General features: G+C 66.6%; 13 protein-coding genes. 10 read left to right on the forward strand and 3 right to left on the reverse strand.

Annotated features, from left to right (window positions below; translation table 11 throughout):
* The first annotated feature begins 35 nt into the window (after window positions 1-35).
* Window positions 36-728 carry a hypothetical protein gene (locus tag C2862_RS09565; protein WP_136219893.1) on the forward strand — a complete coding sequence of 231 codons (693 nt, stop codon included), beginning with the start codon at window positions 36-38 and terminating at the stop codon, window positions 726-728.
* A 118-nt stretch (window positions 729-846) separates the two neighbouring features.
* Here the strand turns inward: C2862_RS09565 and C2862_RS09570 are convergent, their stop codons facing one another.
* Window positions 847-1,641, reverse strand: a complete 795-nt coding sequence (locus C2862_RS09570; protein WP_136219894.1) for a PP2C family serine/threonine-protein phosphatase — start codon at window positions 1,639-1,641, stop codon at window positions 847-849.
* 177 nt (window positions 1,642-1,818) lie between these two features.
* On the opposite strand from C2862_RS09570, the gene C2862_RS09575 reads away from it, so the two are divergent.
* Window positions 1,819-2,019: a YdcH family protein gene (locus C2862_RS09575; RefSeq protein WP_056333185.1), complete on the forward strand. Its 201-nt coding sequence runs from the start codon at window positions 1,819-1,821 to the stop codon at window positions 2,017-2,019.
* 37 nt (window positions 2,020-2,056) lie between these two features.
* The gene (locus C2862_RS09580; RefSeq protein WP_136219895.1) at window positions 2,057-4,090 is read left to right on the forward strand and encodes an ATP-dependent DNA helicase; all 2,034 of its coding nucleotides are present in this window, start codon (window positions 2,057-2,059) and stop codon (window positions 4,088-4,090) included.
* Window positions 4,091-4,240: 150 nt separating this feature from the next.
* Here the strand turns inward: C2862_RS09580 and C2862_RS09585 are convergent, their stop codons facing one another.
* Complete coding sequence (locus C2862_RS09585) at window positions 4,241-5,215, reverse strand: NADPH:quinone oxidoreductase family protein (protein ID WP_136219896.1); 975 nt, start codon at window positions 5,213-5,215, stop codon at window positions 4,241-4,243.
* 182 nt (window positions 5,216-5,397) lie between these two features.
* Between C2862_RS09585 and C2862_RS09590 the strand changes: the two genes are divergently transcribed.
* The 7 genes from C2862_RS09590 to rlmD all read left to right on the forward strand — a co-directional run bounded on the left by C2862_RS09590 (window position 5,398) and on the right by rlmD (window position 13,890).
* Window positions 5,398-6,006: a toll/interleukin-1 receptor domain-containing protein gene (locus C2862_RS09590; RefSeq protein ID WP_136219897.1), complete on the forward strand. Its 609-nt coding sequence runs from the start codon at window positions 5,398-5,400 to the stop codon at window positions 6,004-6,006.
* 8 nt (window positions 6,007-6,014) lie between these two features.
* Complete coding sequence (locus C2862_RS09595; protein WP_136219898.1) at window positions 6,015-8,660, forward strand: tetratricopeptide repeat protein; 2,646 nt, start codon at window positions 6,015-6,017, stop codon at window positions 8,658-8,660.
* 147 nt (window positions 8,661-8,807) lie between these two features.
* Window positions 8,808-9,545 (forward strand): 5'/3'-nucleotidase SurE, encoded by a 738-nt coding sequence (surE, locus tag C2862_RS09600; RefSeq protein WP_136219899.1) that lies wholly within the window; start codon window positions 8,808-8,810, stop codon window positions 9,543-9,545.
* The gene (locus C2862_RS09605; RefSeq protein ID WP_136219900.1) at window positions 9,542-10,420 is read left to right on the forward strand and encodes a protein-L-isoaspartate(D-aspartate) O-methyltransferase; all 879 of its coding nucleotides are present in this window, start codon (window positions 9,542-9,544) and stop codon (window positions 10,418-10,420) included. Before surE ends, C2862_RS09605 begins: the two co-directional genes overlap by 4 nt.
* A gap of 53 nt (window positions 10,421-10,473) precedes the next feature.
* A complete protein-coding gene (locus C2862_RS09610) occupies window positions 10,474-11,391 on the forward strand; it encodes a peptidoglycan DD-metalloendopeptidase family protein (protein WP_136219901.1) in 918 nt (305 codons plus the stop codon).
* A gap of 22 nt (window positions 11,392-11,413) precedes the next feature.
* A complete protein-coding gene (gene rpoS / locus C2862_RS09615) occupies window positions 11,414-12,439 on the forward strand; it encodes an RNA polymerase sigma factor RpoS (protein WP_136219902.1) in 1,026 nt (341 codons plus the stop codon).
* Between the two features lie 101 nt (window positions 12,440-12,540).
* On the forward strand, window positions 12,541-13,890 hold the full coding sequence (rlmD, locus tag C2862_RS09620) for a 23S rRNA (uracil(1939)-C(5))-methyltransferase RlmD (RefSeq protein WP_136219903.1): 1,350 nt from the start codon (window positions 12,541-12,543) through the stop codon (window positions 13,888-13,890).
* A 278-nt stretch (window positions 13,891-14,168) separates the two neighbouring features.
* On the opposite strand, the gene C2862_RS09625 is transcribed toward rlmD, so the two are convergent.
* Window positions 14,169-14,411, reverse strand: coding sequence for a hypothetical protein (locus tag C2862_RS09625; RefSeq protein WP_136219904.1), 243 nt, complete (start codon window positions 14,409-14,411; stop codon window positions 14,169-14,171).
* Window positions 14,412-15,143: the final 732 nt, after the last annotated feature.

Raw genomic sequence — 15,143 nt, forward strand, 5'->3', positions numbered from 1 at the left:
GCCCTGCGCCGCTGCGCCAGACAACAAGGAAGAAGATGACACCAGCACACTCCATCCTGCGCCGTGCCGGCGCCGTTCTCGCCGCCGGCCTGCTCGCCGCCTGCGCAAGCCAGCAGCAAGCCCAGGTCAGCACCGCCGTCGCCCCGACCACCTCGGTGGCGCAGGCCGACGAACGCCTCGCCGCGGTAGCGGCCGAGCGCGCCGCGATCGAAGCGCGTTACGCCGCGCGCGAAGCGGCCTGCTACGACAAGTTCTTCGTCAACAGCTGCCTCGACGAAGCCAAGGAACGCCGCCGCGTGGCGCTGGCCGCCCAGCGCGCGATCGAGGTCGAAGCCGAATACTTCAAGCGCAAGCACACGGTCGAGGAGCGCGACAAGGCCATCGCCGAAGCCGAAGCGAAGTACCAGGCCGAGGAAGCCGCGACGAACGCCCAGCCGGCCCCGGCGCCGAAAGCGATCGCGCCGGTGCCGCCGCCGCGCCGCTCCAGCGTGCCGGACCGCATCGCGAAGCGCAACGCGCGCGCCGCCCAGGAAGCGGCGGCGGAACCGGCGAATGCCGCGGCCCGCGCCGCAAATGTCGCCGCCTTCGAGGAACGGCGCCGCAAGTCCGAAGAGCGCCAGCGCGAAGTCGCCCAGCGCAAGGCCGACCGCGCCGCCAAGCGCGCCGCGCAGCAGGCCGAGAAAGAGAAAGCCGCAGCGGCCGAGAAAGCAGCTATTCCGGCCCGTTGATTTGTAGGGGGGGCGAGGCCAATGGCCTCGACTACGGGTTCATTGGGCATTCATGCCCACGCGGTCGTACCGTCGCGAACCCGACCGCAACCGGAAGGCGGCGGCCGGCGCCCTAACTCTACGCCGGCGCTGTCCCAAACACGCCTGTGCCCTCCGGCAGCGCCTTCACCAGCTTCACAATCACCATCGAGCAATTCCCCCCTTTACCCTGGGAGCGCTCCGCCGCCTTGTTGATCAGCATCTCCGACGCCTGCCTTGGCGTCGAGCGCGCCAATGCCGCCCCCAGTTCCGCATCGGTAAAGAAATGCCAGAGACCGTCCGAGCAGAGCAGGAACTGGTCGCCCGGCGCCATCCCCATCTGCCACCCCACGGTCACGTAGGGTTCCTTGCGGCTATTGCCCAGCACATTGAGCAGCAACTTCGAGCGGCGGTGGTTGCGCGCGGCCTCCAGCGGCAACTTGTCGGTGGACACCAGGTGCTCGATGTAGGCGTTGTCGTTGGTGCGCAGCACCGGCTCGCCGTTCTCGAAGCGGTACAGGCGCGAGTCGCCCACGTGGGCCCAGACCGCCTCGCCGTGCGGGGAGAGCAGCAGGCCGACGAAACTGGCGTGCGCTTCCTCGCCGCTGGTGACGGCGTTCATCTTGATGACGAGATGGGTCTCGTGCACGATGTCGCGCAGCAGCTGGCCCAGGCGCTCCGGATTGGGCGTGTCGCCCGGCTTGAAGCTGTCGAATACCTGCTTGGCGGTGTGCAATACCTGTTCGGCGCCGGCCGGGCTGTTGATGCCGTCCGACAGTAGCGCCAGCACATGGCCGGGCGCGCGGGCGCCCGTCAATACGGCGACGCGGTCGTTCTGGCGCGGGCGGTTGCCGATGTGTTGCGCGGTACCCGCCTCGATCTTGAAGAGATTCATAAACTTTGATGCTTTCCGTGGCTCAGGAGCCAATCTTTGTTGGCGGCAACGTCGCTCTGGATTAAACTATGCACCGAGATGCCTCCGTGTTGCAAGCCGTAAGGAACACGCCGGCACCGCGCTCCCCGCGGTCCGCCACCGCCCCGCCTGTTGAAAAACTCGTTTGGAACCGCCATCATGACCGATGTCCAAGACATCCAGCGCCGCATTATTGAACTCGACGTCGAACACCGCGACCTGGACGCAGTCATTGCCATGCTGACCGCGGACGGCCATGCCGACCAGCTCCAGTTGCGCCGCCTGAAAAAGCGTAAACTGCAGCTGAAAGACCATATCACCCTGCTGAAGATGCAACTCGTGCCGGACGTGCCGGCCTGATCGTTTTCAGCTTCCGCATTTGAGAAGCGCGCCCATTTTGACCGATCATTCACCTGTGCCCGGCGCCGCCGATGGCGCGCCAGCCGACTATTCTCCCCCAGCAGAACCGGCCGGCAAGTACGATGCCGAGCTCGACCGCCTGTTCGGGGTCGGCGGCCCGCTCGCGCCCGCCGTCGGCACCTTCAAGCCGCGCACCTCGCAGACCGAGATGGCCAAAGCCATCGCCAGCGCGATCGACGGCCAGCAAGTCCTGATGGCCGAGGCCGGCACCGGTACCGGCAAGACCTTCGCCTACCTGGTGCCGGCGCTGCTCTGGGGCGGCAAGACCATCGTCTCGACCGGCACCAAGAACCTGCAGGACCAGCTGTTCCTGCGCGACATCCCGACCATCCGCCAGGCCCTCAAGGCGCCGGTGTCGGTCGCGCTGCTGAAAGGCCGCTCGAACTACGTCTGCCACTTCCACCTGGAGCGCACGCTGCAGAACGGGCGCCTGACCTCGCGCGACGACGTCGGCCACCTGCGCGAAATCTCGCGCTTCATCAAGATGAGCAATTCCGGCGACAAGGCGGAGCTGGCCAAGGTGCCGGAGAACGCCTCGGTGTGGAACCTGGTGACCTCCACGCGCGATACCTGCATGGGCGCCGAGTGCCAGTACTACCAGGATTGCTTCGTGATGAAGGCGCGCCGCGAAGCCCAGCAGGCGGACGTGGTCGTGGTCAACCACCACCTGTTCTTCGCCGACGTGGCACTGAAGGACACCGGCGTCGCCGAGCTGCTGCCTTCGGCCAACACCGTCATCTTCGACGAGGCGCACCAGCTGCCCGACACCGCGACCCTGTTCTTCGGCCAGTCGGTCTCGACTTCGCAGGTGCTGGAACTGTGCCGCGACGTGCTGGCCGAGGGCCTGGCCCACGCGCGCGGCGGCCCGGACTGGGCCAAGGTCGTGACCGTGGTGGAAAAGGCCGCGCGCGACCTGCGCCTGACCTTCCCCGAAGGCGGCACGCGCCTGTCGCTGCCGCAAGTGCCGCCGACCTCGAGTTTCTTCCCGGCGCTCGAGAAGCTGAAGGAAGAACTCGACGGCCTGATCGACGTGCTGGAAGAGCAGGCCGAACGCGCCGAGACCCTGGAAGCCTGCCGCGTGCGCGCGGTCGAGCTGAAAGCCGCCTTCGACGCCTGGAAGGCCGATCCGAAAGGGAAAGTGGTCGAAGGCGACCAGGCCGTGCTGTGGGTCGAAGCGTTTAATTCGTCGCTGCAGCTGCACAAGACCCCGCTCTCGATTGCGCCGATCTTCCAGAACCAGCGCGAAGGCACGCCGCGCAGCTGGATTTTTACGTCGGCAACGCTGGCCGTCAAAAACGACTTCAAGCACTTCTCCGACCAGATGGGCCTCACCGGCGAGCCGGCGCGCACCTGGCCGAGCCCGTTCAACTATGGCGAGCAGGGCGTGCTGTATGTGCCGACCGGGCTGCCGGAACCGAACTCGATGGGCTATACCGATGCGGTGGTCGACTGTGCGCTGCCCGTGATCGAAGCGGCCGGCGGACGCACCTTCTTCCTGTGCACGACGATCCGCGCCGTGAACCGCGTGGCCGAGCGCCTGCGCACCGAATTCGCCGAGCGTGGCCTGGACTTCCCCCTGTTCGTGCAGGGCGAGCGCGGCCGCACGGAACTGCTCGACTCGTTCCGGAACGCCGGCAATGCGGTGCTGGTCGGCAGCCAGAGTTTCTGGGAAGGCGTGGACGTGCGTGGCGATGCCCTGTCGCTGGTGATCATCGACAAGCTGCCCTTCGCTCCGCCGGACGACCCGGTGCTCGCGGCGCGCATCGAAGTGATGGAAAAGCAGGGCATGAACGGCTTCATGCACCATCAATTGCCGGAAGCGATCATTACCCTGAAGCAGGGCGCAGGGCGCCTGATCCGCGACGTCGACGACCGCGGCGTGCTGATGATTTGTGATCCGCGGCTGATCAGCAAGCCGTATGGACGGCGGATCTGGCAGAGTTTGCCGCCGTTCAAGCGGACGCGGGTGCAGGAAGAGGTCATCGCCTTCTTCAAGCCGCCCTCGGAATAATCGCTTGGCTTGATCTATACACGTAGGGTGGGCGGGTCTCCCGCCCACGCGGTGATAGTTAGCAGCGAGATCATCCGGCGCAATAGCGGAGCCGCTATCGATCACCGCGTGGGCGGCAAAGCCGCCCACCCTACGTCCCTGCGGCACGCATCAAGGGACGATGACGACTTTCCCCGTCACCTTGCGCTCGGCCATGTCACTCAAGGCCTGCGCCGTCTCCCCCAGCGCATACCGCTTCGACACGAGCGGCTTCAATTTACCTTCGGCCATCCAGCCCAGCATCTCGCGCATCGCTGCGAGATTCTTCTGCGGCTCGCGGCGCGCAAAGTCTCCCCAGAACACGCCGACCACCGACGCGCTCTTCAGCAGCATCAGATTCCACGGCAGCTTCGGAATGTCGCCGGCCGCGAAGCCGATCACGAGGTGGCGCCCGCGATAGGCGATCGAACGCAGCGCCGGTTCGCTGTAATGGCCGCCGACCGGGTCGTAGATCACGTCGGGACCCTTGCCACCGGTGGCGGCCTTGAGCGCTTCGCGCAGGTCTTCCTTCGTGTAGTCGATCAGCACGTCCGCGCCATGCCGGCGGCAGACTTCGAGCTTTTCTGCGTTCGAGGCCGCCGCGATCACGCGCGCGCCCAGCGCCTTGCCGATCTCGATCGCCGCCAGGCCGACGCCGCCGGCCGCGCCCAGCACCAGCATGGTCTCGCCGGCTTTCAGCTGGCCGCGGTCGACCACCGCGTGGTGCGAGGTGCCGTAGGTGAGGGTGATCGCCGCGGCGATCTCGAAATCCATGCCGGGCGGCATGGGCATCAGGACGGCGGCGGGCGCGATCGCCTGCTGGGCAAACGCGCCGGTCTGGGTGAAGCCGATGACGCGGTCGCCGACGGCAAAACCCTTCACGCCTTCGCCTAGCGCACGCACCACGCCGGCGAACTCGTTGCCCGGCGTAAAGGGCAGGGGCGGCTTCACCTGGTATTTGCCCTGCACCGTGAGCACGTCCGGGAAGTTGACCCCGGCCGCGCGCACGTCGACGGCCACTTCGCCCGGTCCCGGGACCAGGTCGGGCAGGTCCTGCAGCTCGAGGCTGTCGGGCGGGCCCCAGTTCTTGCAAACGATCGCTTTCATGATGTCTCCTCCTGTTGGTTTTGCTTGTTGGATCGATTCGATTATGCCTCAGGGAGCGTTAACTCTGCCGAAGGCCCCGTGAGTCCGGCGCGTTTGTGCACCCGCAAAATGACGAGGGTGCGCGACGCTAGAGTGATGGATGCGCATGCGGGCCGGCGAGCGCATTGACGAGGGGAAAGGCAATGGCGATTCGGTACGGCTGCTTCTTCAGCTACGCCCACGGGAAACATGCGCTGATGCAGCGCTTCAAGACCGCGCTGGCGGATGCGCTGCACTGCTATCTCGAGCCCTATTTCGACACGGAGGACGAACTCTTCGTCGACACCGAGCAGCTCGGCGGCGGGGACGATCTCGACAGCAAGATCGCGCGCGCGATGTGCGAAAGCGTGTGCATGGTCCTCATCTACACACCCAAATACGAAGCGCACGCCTACACGCGGCGCGAATACGAGGCCATGCGCCGGATCGAGGCCGAACGCAGCCAGTGGTACACGCTGCCCAGCCACCTGATCATCCCGGTCATCATGACCCAGCACCCGGACCGCCTGCCGCCGCAGATCGCGTCCTCGACCTTCTATGTGGATTTCTCGCATTTCACGATGGCCACGCCCGACCTGAAATCGAACCCGGATTTTCTACCCGATATCGGCAAGATGGTGAAGCGGATCGCGACCCACTATCAGTACCAGAAAATGTACATGCCGCCCGGGCATGACTGCAACCAATTCGTGCTCCCCGATGTCCCACCGGAGTGGCGTGCCGTCCCGGATCTGACCTTCCCAAAAAAATGAGGAGCTCCATGGAAATCAACCGTTTGACCCTGCCGCCGATCGGCGGTGCCGGCGAAGTCACCACCTTCTATTCTTTCGAAAGCGGCGCCGCGCGCAGCATCGCGCTGGCCGACAGCGCGGTGCTGCTTGCCAGCCGCCAGAATGCGACGACGCCGGTCCTGATGATCGACTGGGACACCGAAGCACCCGGCCTGCACCATTTGTTCCCGATGCGCGACGAGCGCTATGCGCGGGACGAGCATGTGCGCACCGAGGAACGCGGCGGCGCACGGGCCGGCCGCGGTGCCCCGCACCGGCACGAGGGCGCGCGCTTTGAGGCGCCGCGCGCGGAGGCGCAGCGCCCGGGCCTGCTCGAGTACTTCGAGTCCTGCCGCGAGCAGCTCAAGGCTTTAGGACGCACCGGCGGCGGCGACCATGAAGAACGCGCCCGCCTGGTGCTCGAGGCGATCGACTGGGAAGCCTACGTCGAACGCGTGGACCAGAGCCGCACCCTGTACCTGATGCGCGCCGGCTGCTTCGACGACAGCTTCGGCGAGCGCGCCGACCGCATGGACTGGGACGGCCTGTTCGCCGCCTGTCCGGCCCTCTACCGCGCCTTCGCGGCCCACCTGACGCGCCATTTCCGCCATGTGCTGATCGATTGCCGCGGCGGGCGGTCGGCGGCGGTGAGCGTCTGTACCACCTTGCTGCCGGACCGCCTGGTCGGCCTGTTCACACCGAACGGGCGCAGCCTGGAAGGACTGGCCGGCGTCGTCACGCGCGCCATCGACTACCGCTGCAGCCACGAGGAAGCCCAGCGTCCGCTGCTGGTGTATCCGGTGCCCTGCGGCGTCGACGGCGTCGATGCCGAGCGGCGCCAGCTGTGGCGGCGCGGCGATCCGCAGCGCGGCCTCACCGGCTACCAGCCGCGGCTGGAGCAGCTGCTGCGCAGCTGCTACGGCCTGTCGCAGCTCTCGCTCGACAACTACCTCGACGAAGTCCAGCTGCACGGCGCACTCGCCAGTGGCGCGGCCCAGCACCTGGGCACCCTGCCGGAACGCGATGGCGATCGCCTGTCGCAGACGCGTGCGATCGAGTCCCTGCTGGGCTGGGCGGCGGCGGGGCGCTTCCCGTGGCAGTCGCGCGGCGAGATCGAGCTGCTCGACGCCGTCGAGGCCGCGCGCATGCGCCTGGCCGGCGGCGCGCGCCAGGAGGGTGCGCCGGACGCCTACGATCCGAACGGTGTGCTGCTGGCGCGCGAGCTGCTGCGCCTGGGCGAACTCCACCTGCATGCGGGGCGCCTGCAGGGCGCCTGCGACTGCTTCGCCGAAAGCACGACGCTGCGCCAGCACCTGCTGGGCGGCGGCCACCCGGATACCCGCGCCAGCCGCGCCGCGCTGGCGGCCGTGCTGCGCGACAGTGGCCGCCTGCGCGAAGCGCGCCAGCAATACGAGGCGCTGCTCGAACACTGCGCCGACGCGGCCGGCCCCGACCATCCGGAAACCCTGGCCGCGCGCGCGGGCCTGGCCGCGACCCTCGCGCGCCTCGAGGAGTTCAGCCAGGCGATGCAGCTGCACGACGCCGTGCTCGACGCCTGCGAGCGCCTCTATGGTCCCGAGCACATCGCCACCTTCGATGCCATCGCCGCCCAGGCGCGCACCCTGGCGCTGCAGGGCGAATACTCGCGTGCGCGCATGCTCTACGAGCGCGTGCTCGAAGGGCGCCAGCGCGTGCTCGGCACCGAACACGAGGACACGCTGCGCTGCACCCAGCAACTGGCCGCGCTGCTGCGCGACATGGGCGACCTCGGCAACGCGCGCAAGCTGCAGGAAAGCGTGGTGCGGGTGCGCGAACGCCAGGCCGGACCGGACGCCGGTGCCACCCTGCAGGCGCGCGAGGCGCTGGCCGAGATCTTCGCGGCCCAGGGCGACCTCGGCGCAGTGCGGGACATGCAGCAGTCGCTTGCCATGGTGCGCGAGCAGCGCCTCGGTTCCGAGCATCCGGACACCCTCGGCGTCCTGCTGCGCCTGGCCTCGACGCTGAGCCAGCAGGGCGAACTCGAGGAAGCGCGGCGCCTGCAGCAGCACGTGGTCAGCCTGCACGAACGCCTGCGCGGCATGGACGACCACGAAACCCTGCGCAGCAAGCAGATGCTGGCCCAGACCCTGTCGAGCCAGGGCAACAAGGTGGCGGCGCGCCATCTCGAAAAGAGCGTGGAGGAGGGCGGCAACCGCCTGCTGCAGCTGCGCGCGATGTCCGCCGGCCCCTACGGTGCGCCGGGCGACGCTGCGCCGGGCGAGGCCGCACCTGCCGGATTGCCCAGCCCGATCCTGCCCGGCGCCAGGGCGGCGACCGGCGCCCGTGTGACCGGTCCCGGCGGCGGACCGGGCCCGGCAGTGCAGGAGCCGCTCGAACACAAGCTCGGGCAGCTGCACAAGCTGGTCGAGGGCGGGCGCGCCCGGGAAGCGCGCCAGCTGGCCGACAGCCTGCGCGACGTCATCCTGCGGCCGACCGTTTCACAGGCGCTGCGGCGGCGCGGAGTGGCGCTGATCAAGCAGGTGTATCAGGATGATAACGACAAGGATGCGCTGCTGGCCTTTGCCGAGGACGAGGTCGCATTGCTCGAAGGGGCGCTGATCGAAGCCTCCGGCGGGCGTCCGCTGGCACTACGCTGAGGCGGCGCCGGCACGCTGACAGCTTGGCAAGAACAGGGCATGGCGTCGTTTCCCGGCAACGCCGCCATGCCTCTGTCGCGCCCCGTAGAGCACAATTTATCTGCCCCGAATGCGTGCTCAAAGCGTTGCTTCAGGTAAAATCGCTGGATGCGAATTCTTATCAGTAACGACGACGGCTATCTCGCCCCTGGTATCAACGCTCTGGCGGAAGCCCTGGCGAGCATCGCCGAAATCATCGTGGTCGCGCCCGACAGCAACCGCTCGGGCGCGTCGAACTCGCTGTCGCTCGACCGTCCGCTGACGGTCAACCGCGCGGCCAATGGTTTCTATTTTGTCAACGGCACCCCGACCGATTGCGTGCACATCGCACTGACCGGCATGGGCGATGCCTTGCCCGACCTGGTTGTTTCCGGCATCAACAACGGCCAGAACATGGGCGACGACACCCTGTATTCCGGCACCGTCGCGGCGGCGACGGAAGCGTATTTGTTCGGCATTCCGGCGATCGCCTTTTCCCAGGTTCACCACGGCTGGGAGCACCTGGATGCCGCCGCGCGCGTCGCGCGCGAGGTGGTGCTGCGCAAGTTCGACATGCTGCCGTCGCCGTTCCTGCTGAACGTGAATATCCCGAACCTGCCTTACGAGGCGATGGGGCCGCTGACCCCGACCCGCCTCGGGCGCCGTCACCAGGCCGAGCCGGTGATCCGCTCCCAGGATCCGCGCGGGCGCGAGATTTTCTGGATCGGCGCGCCCGGCGCCTGCCGCGATGCGAGCGAGGGCACGGATTTCCACGCCACCCAGAACGGGATGGTCTCGATCACGCCGCTCCAGATCGACCTGACGCACCAGTCGCAGCTCGCCATGCTGAAGCAGGGGCTGGTATGACCGAGCGCGGCAAGAACCCGGGCGGCAGCACCTTTCCGCTGCCGCTGTCCTCGGTGACCGGCGGCGGCGCGCGCAAGCCGACCACGCCGGCGCCGATCGCGACGCCCCAGACCGCGACCAAGAACGCGGCGCGCGCCGTCGCCGGGGCCCAGCCGCCGAAAGCCCCGCAGCCGGGGCCGAAACTGCCCGGCTACGCGGCGCCGGCGACCCAGAGCGCGCCCACGGCCCAGCGCTCGGACCTGATGGCGACCGAAGCAATCCGCCGCGCGATGGTGGCGCGGGTGGCGAGCCAGGGCGTGCGCGATCACCTGGTGCTGGCTGCGCTGGCCGCCGTGCCGCGCCACCTGTTCGTCGAGCCGGCGCTGTCGAGCCAGGCGTATATCGATGCCTCGCTGCCGATCGGCCACCACCAGACCATTTCCCAGCCGTACATCGTGGCACGCATGATTGAAGCCATGAGCGATGGCCGGCAATTGAGCCGCGTGCTCGAAATCGGCACCGGCTGCGGCTACCAGGCGGCGGTGCTGGCGCGGGTCGCGACGGAGGTGTATTCGATCGAGCGCATCAAGCCCCTGCACGAGCTGGCCAAGGCCAATCTGCGGCCCTTGCGCCTGTCCAACCTGCGCTTGCACTACGGAGATGGTATGCTCGGGCTCGCGCAAGTTGCGCCATTCGACGGTATCATCCTCGCCGCGGCCGGGATGGAAGTGCCGCGTGCCCTGCTCGAACAGCTCGCCATTGGCGCGCGCCTGGTGGCCCCGGTCGGCGGCCAGGTTCAACACCTGCAGCGGATCACCCGTACCGGCAAGTCGGAATGGGTCAGCGAAACCCTGGAAGCCTGCCATTTCGTGCCTTTGCGCCCTGGCACAGTCTAGTTCCGGCCGGTTCCTGTCCTGCGCTGCATAGCAAGTAAGAATATTAGATGAGAATGAAACACACACCCCGCTTAGTCCTATTGACTCTCACGCTCGGCCTGGTTGCCGGCTGTTCCTCCACCTCCCGCCAGGCGCCGGTCATCGAGCGCCCGGTCGGTTCTTCCACCGCCAAGGCGCGTCCGGCACCGGTGCGCGAAGCGCCGCAAGATGCCAAAGGCACCTACACCGTGCGCCGCGGCGACACCCTGCTGCGCATCGCCTTCGACCATGGCCAGAGCTACCGCGACCTGGTCACCTGGAACAACCTGGCCGACCCGGACGACATCAAGGTCGGCCAGGTGCTACGCGTGGCGCCGAACGAGCGTCAGGCCAGCACGGCGGTCGTGACGACGCCGGTGCCGATGCCGCCGGACAGCCGCCCGTCGGTGCCGCGCAAGACCGCGCCGCGCGCCGACAAAAAGGCCTACGAGGACACGGCCGACGCGCGCAGCGACAAGGCCGGCGAGCGCGCCGAGACCGTGGTCGCCGCGGCAGCGCCGGCCGCCGCTGCCGTTGGGGTGGCCGGTTCGCGCGTGGGCAGCACCGTCACCGCGACCGACGACGAGAAGCTGAGCTGGATGTGGCCGTCCGACGGCCGCATCATCGCGACCTTCGACGAAGGCAAGAGCAAGGGCATCGACATCGCGGGCCGCGCTGGACAGCAAGTCATGGCAGCGGGCGCCGGCAAAGTAATGTACGCTGGTAGCGGCATCCGAGGTTATGGTAACCTCGTCATCGTCAAACACAGCAACAGCTTGCTGTCGGCCTATGCCCATAACCGCGCGATCGTCGTCAAGGAAGGCGATAACGTGGCAAAGGGACAAGTGATCGCCGAGATGGGCGATTCCGACGCCGAGACGGTGAAGCTGCATTTCGAGATTCGCCAGCAGGGCAAACCAGTCGATCCGTCGAGGTTCCTGCCCAGCCGCTAGAGCGTGAACGTACAGAGGGCCAATGACGCTGCCGCCGCACTCCCAGGATAAAGACGTTTCCGACGAACTGCCTGACGAACTGGACGGTGAAGGCGCGTCGGGCTTCGGCGCGGAGGCGGGGCGGGACGGTGCGGAGGCGGAATCCCTGCTGCCCGGCGCCGCCGCCGAGGTCGACAGCGTCGACGAACTCAAGAAGGTGCTGGCGGCCGAGCTCTCGACCGATACCACCCAGCACTACCTGAACCAGATCGGCACCCGGCCGCTGCTGTCGGCCCAGCAGGAATCGCATTACGCGACGCTGGCCAAGGCGGGCAATTTCGAAGCCCGCCAGAAGATGATCGAGCATAACCTGCGGCTCGTCGTCTCGATCGCCAAGCACTACATCAACCGCGGCGTGGTCCTGCTCGACCTGATCGAGGAGGGCAACATCGGCCTGATGCGCGCCATCGACAAGTTCGAGCCGGAGCGCGGTTTCCGTTTCTCGACCTACGCCACCTGGTGGATTCGCCAGAGCATCGAACGCGCCATCATGAACCAGGCGCGCACGGTGCGCCTGCCGGTGCACATGGTGCGCGAACTGAACGCCGTGCTGCGTGCCAAGTACCACCTGGAAGCCCAGCACCACGACGGCAAGGATGCCAGCGTCGAGGACATCGCCAGCCTGGTCGGGCGCCCGCCGGAAGAGGTGCAGGACATCCTGGCCCTGTCCGAGCACGCCGCTTCGCTCGATGCCCCGCTCGACAACGATCCCGGCTCGAGCCTGATGGACATGCTGCCGGGCGAGCTCGACGACGCGCCGGACACGCGCGCCGAACAGCACGAAATGACCGAACTGGTGCGCGACTGGCTGACGCGCCTGCCCGAGAAGCAGCGCCTGGTCGTGATGCGCCGCTTCGGCCTGGACAACGACGATCCGGCCACGCTCGAGACCCTGGCCGAGGAGATGGGCGTGACGCGCGAGCGGGTGCGCCAGATCCAGCAGGAGGCGCTGGTCAAGCTGAAGCGGGCGATGGCGGCCCGTGGCGTCGTGCGCGATTCCTTGCTATGATTCCGCGGATTTCCGGCTTGCTTCGTGCCATGTAATCGGCACGCCACCTTACATCCCCCATTCTTTAGGTCCGCGTGGATTCGCCGTCCGCGTCATTATCAATGCAAGAAACATTCATCGACATTAAATCCCTCGACGCGGACGCACGCGGCGTCGGCCACCTCGAGAACGAGGACGGCAGTCCCGGCAAGGTCATCTTCGTCGAGGACGCGCTGCCGGGCGAGCGCGTCAGCTACGAGGTCAAGCGCAAGAAGAAGAACTGGGAAGCGGGGCGCATGGTCACCCTGCAGCGCGCTTCCTCGATGCGGGTCGAGCCGCGCTGCGAGCATTTCGGCTATTGCGGCGGCTGCTCGATGCAGCACCTGGAGCCGAGCGCCCAGGTCGCGATCAAGCAGCGCACGCTGGAAGACAACCTGTGGCATTTGTCGAAGGTGAAGGCGGACAACATCATGCGCCCGATGTACGGCCCGACCTGGGGCTACCGCTTCCGCGCGCGCCTGTCGGTGCGCCACGTCGAGAAGAAGGGCACGGTGCTGGTCGGTTTCCACGAGCGCGCGTCCTCTTATGTCGCCGACATCCGCTACTGCCACATCCTGCCGCCGCACCTGGGCGGCATGCTGATGCCGCTGCGCGAGCTGGTCGGTTCGCTGTCGATCTACAACCAGATGCCGCAGATCGAAGTGGCCGTCGGCGAGGAAGTCACGGCGCTGGTGCTGCGCATCATGGCGCCTTTGAGCGCCAAGGACGAGGAGCTGGTGAAGGCCTTCGCCGACGAGTGGGGCATCCAGTGGTGGCTGCAACCGAAGGGCCCGGACACGGTCTACCCGTTCTACCCGCTCGACAAGGAGCTGTACTACACGCTGCCCGAGTTCGGCGTGCGCATGCCCTTCAAACCCACCGATTTCACCCAGGTGAACCACCAGATCAACCGTGCTCTGGTGCACAAGGCGCTGACCCTGCTGGAAGTGCAGCCTCATGAGCGCGTGGCCGACCTGTTCTGCGGCCTCGGCAACTTCACGCTGCCGCTGGCGACGCAGGCGCGGGAAGTGGTCGGGATCGAAGGCAGCACCGTGCTCAGCACGCGCGCGCTGGAAAACGCCAAGGCGAACGGCCTGTCGGAAAAGACGACCTTCTACACGCGCAACCTGTTCGAGGTGACGCCGGAAGACCTGGTGGCCCTCGGCCGCTTCGACCGCATGCTGATCGACCCGCCGCGCGACGGCGCGATCGCGCTGGCGCTGGCGCTGGCCGAGCTGCGCGAGAGCGGCAAGACGGAGTTCCTGCCGCAGCGCATCGTCTACGTCTCGTGCAGCCCCTCCACGCTGGCGCGCGACGCCGGCATCCTGGTGCACCGCGCTGGCTACGTGATGAAGAAGGCGGGCGTCGTGAACATGTTCCCGCACACCTCGCACGTGGAATCGATTGGCGTGTTCGAGCTGCCCGGCGCGTGAAAATCCCTGCGTTGGCCCGAGCGTAACGTCGTTTTTGTAGGGTGGGCTCTTGAGCCCACGCGGTACGGTACATGCGCATTTACTGCAACGGCAAAGGCCACGGGCAGGGTATCGCGCATGGTATCGTGGAACAGCGTGGGTTCGAGTATGGCATCTGCGCAGTCGGCATACATCTGCAGGCGGACGCAGGGGCTACGCCGCCGCGTCGTTCAGTTAACGGTTTGTGCCAGTGGCAGGGCCGGCCGTGTGGCCGTGCCGAGCATCCCTTCGCTAGGCAGCTATTTTTTCTCGTGGAGGACGCGATCAGCCAAGGCATCGACGCGTGCGTTCAATAGCGGCTGGCAGCGCTCCACCTCGCGCTCGAAGAACTTCTCATCTTGCAGGGGACCAACGACCCCATTGTTGTCAGTGGCGGCCTTTTTCACGTCCTCCAACAGGTTCTCCTGTTCCTGCATCATGAGTTCCTTGGGAGGTTTTAGCTCGATAACGCGCTGCAGGAACAATCCGGCACGAATGTTCATTAGCGTATGCTCTGCCGTATCTGGCTTGACTCCGGTGGTGAGCGTTTTCATAACAAAAGCGCACCGGAACGCTTGGCGCGCTTCGGCTAGGGTTCCCGTATCCGCATGCGCGAACACAGGAGCGCCAGTTAGAGCAACAAGCAGAAGGGAAAGTGCTGGCGCTCGGGGCATGAGTGGCATAGCGAGGCGAGTGTCGATAGGCAAGAAACAATCAAGATAACACCCAAGTGCGCCATTTGATTGTGATGACGCAATGTCGCGCCTCCTTGACGAGATGCACTGTAGCCTTGCGGCTGAGTTCGCTCGCTGGTGTGTGCGGTGTAGGTTCCCGTCGAGTAGCAGCTGGGCAAAAAACGCTGGCCCTCGGTCGGCTTTTTCGTTGCCCGCGCTTACCGCGGCAGTAATGTAGGGTGGGTTTCCGAGTCCAGGCTGTCCCCCAGTATGCTGCGCGATATCTTTACCGTAGTCCACTGTGCTAACGCGCCCGGTCAGCCTTGATGGAAGTTGGGGCGCGCCGCGAATGATCGTATTCTGTCCCGCGTGGACTCAGGAGTCCACCCTACGAAAACAAAACCGTCAGGACGTAAAAAAGCCGACCCTCAGGTTAATGCCAGTCAGTTAAGCTGACTGGCATTTTTCATTGGAAACTTGGATCTGGGCTGTTTAACGACGCGCGGATACGAGCGCGCTCGGCGCTCCGGCAGCAGATAGACGCGTGCTTGCTCATGCAGC

Origin of the sequence: Massilia sp. Mn16-1_5 (assembly GCF_004798585.1) — a bacterium.
Classification (GTDB): domain Bacteria; phylum Pseudomonadota; class Gammaproteobacteria; order Burkholderiales; family Burkholderiaceae_D; genus Telluria.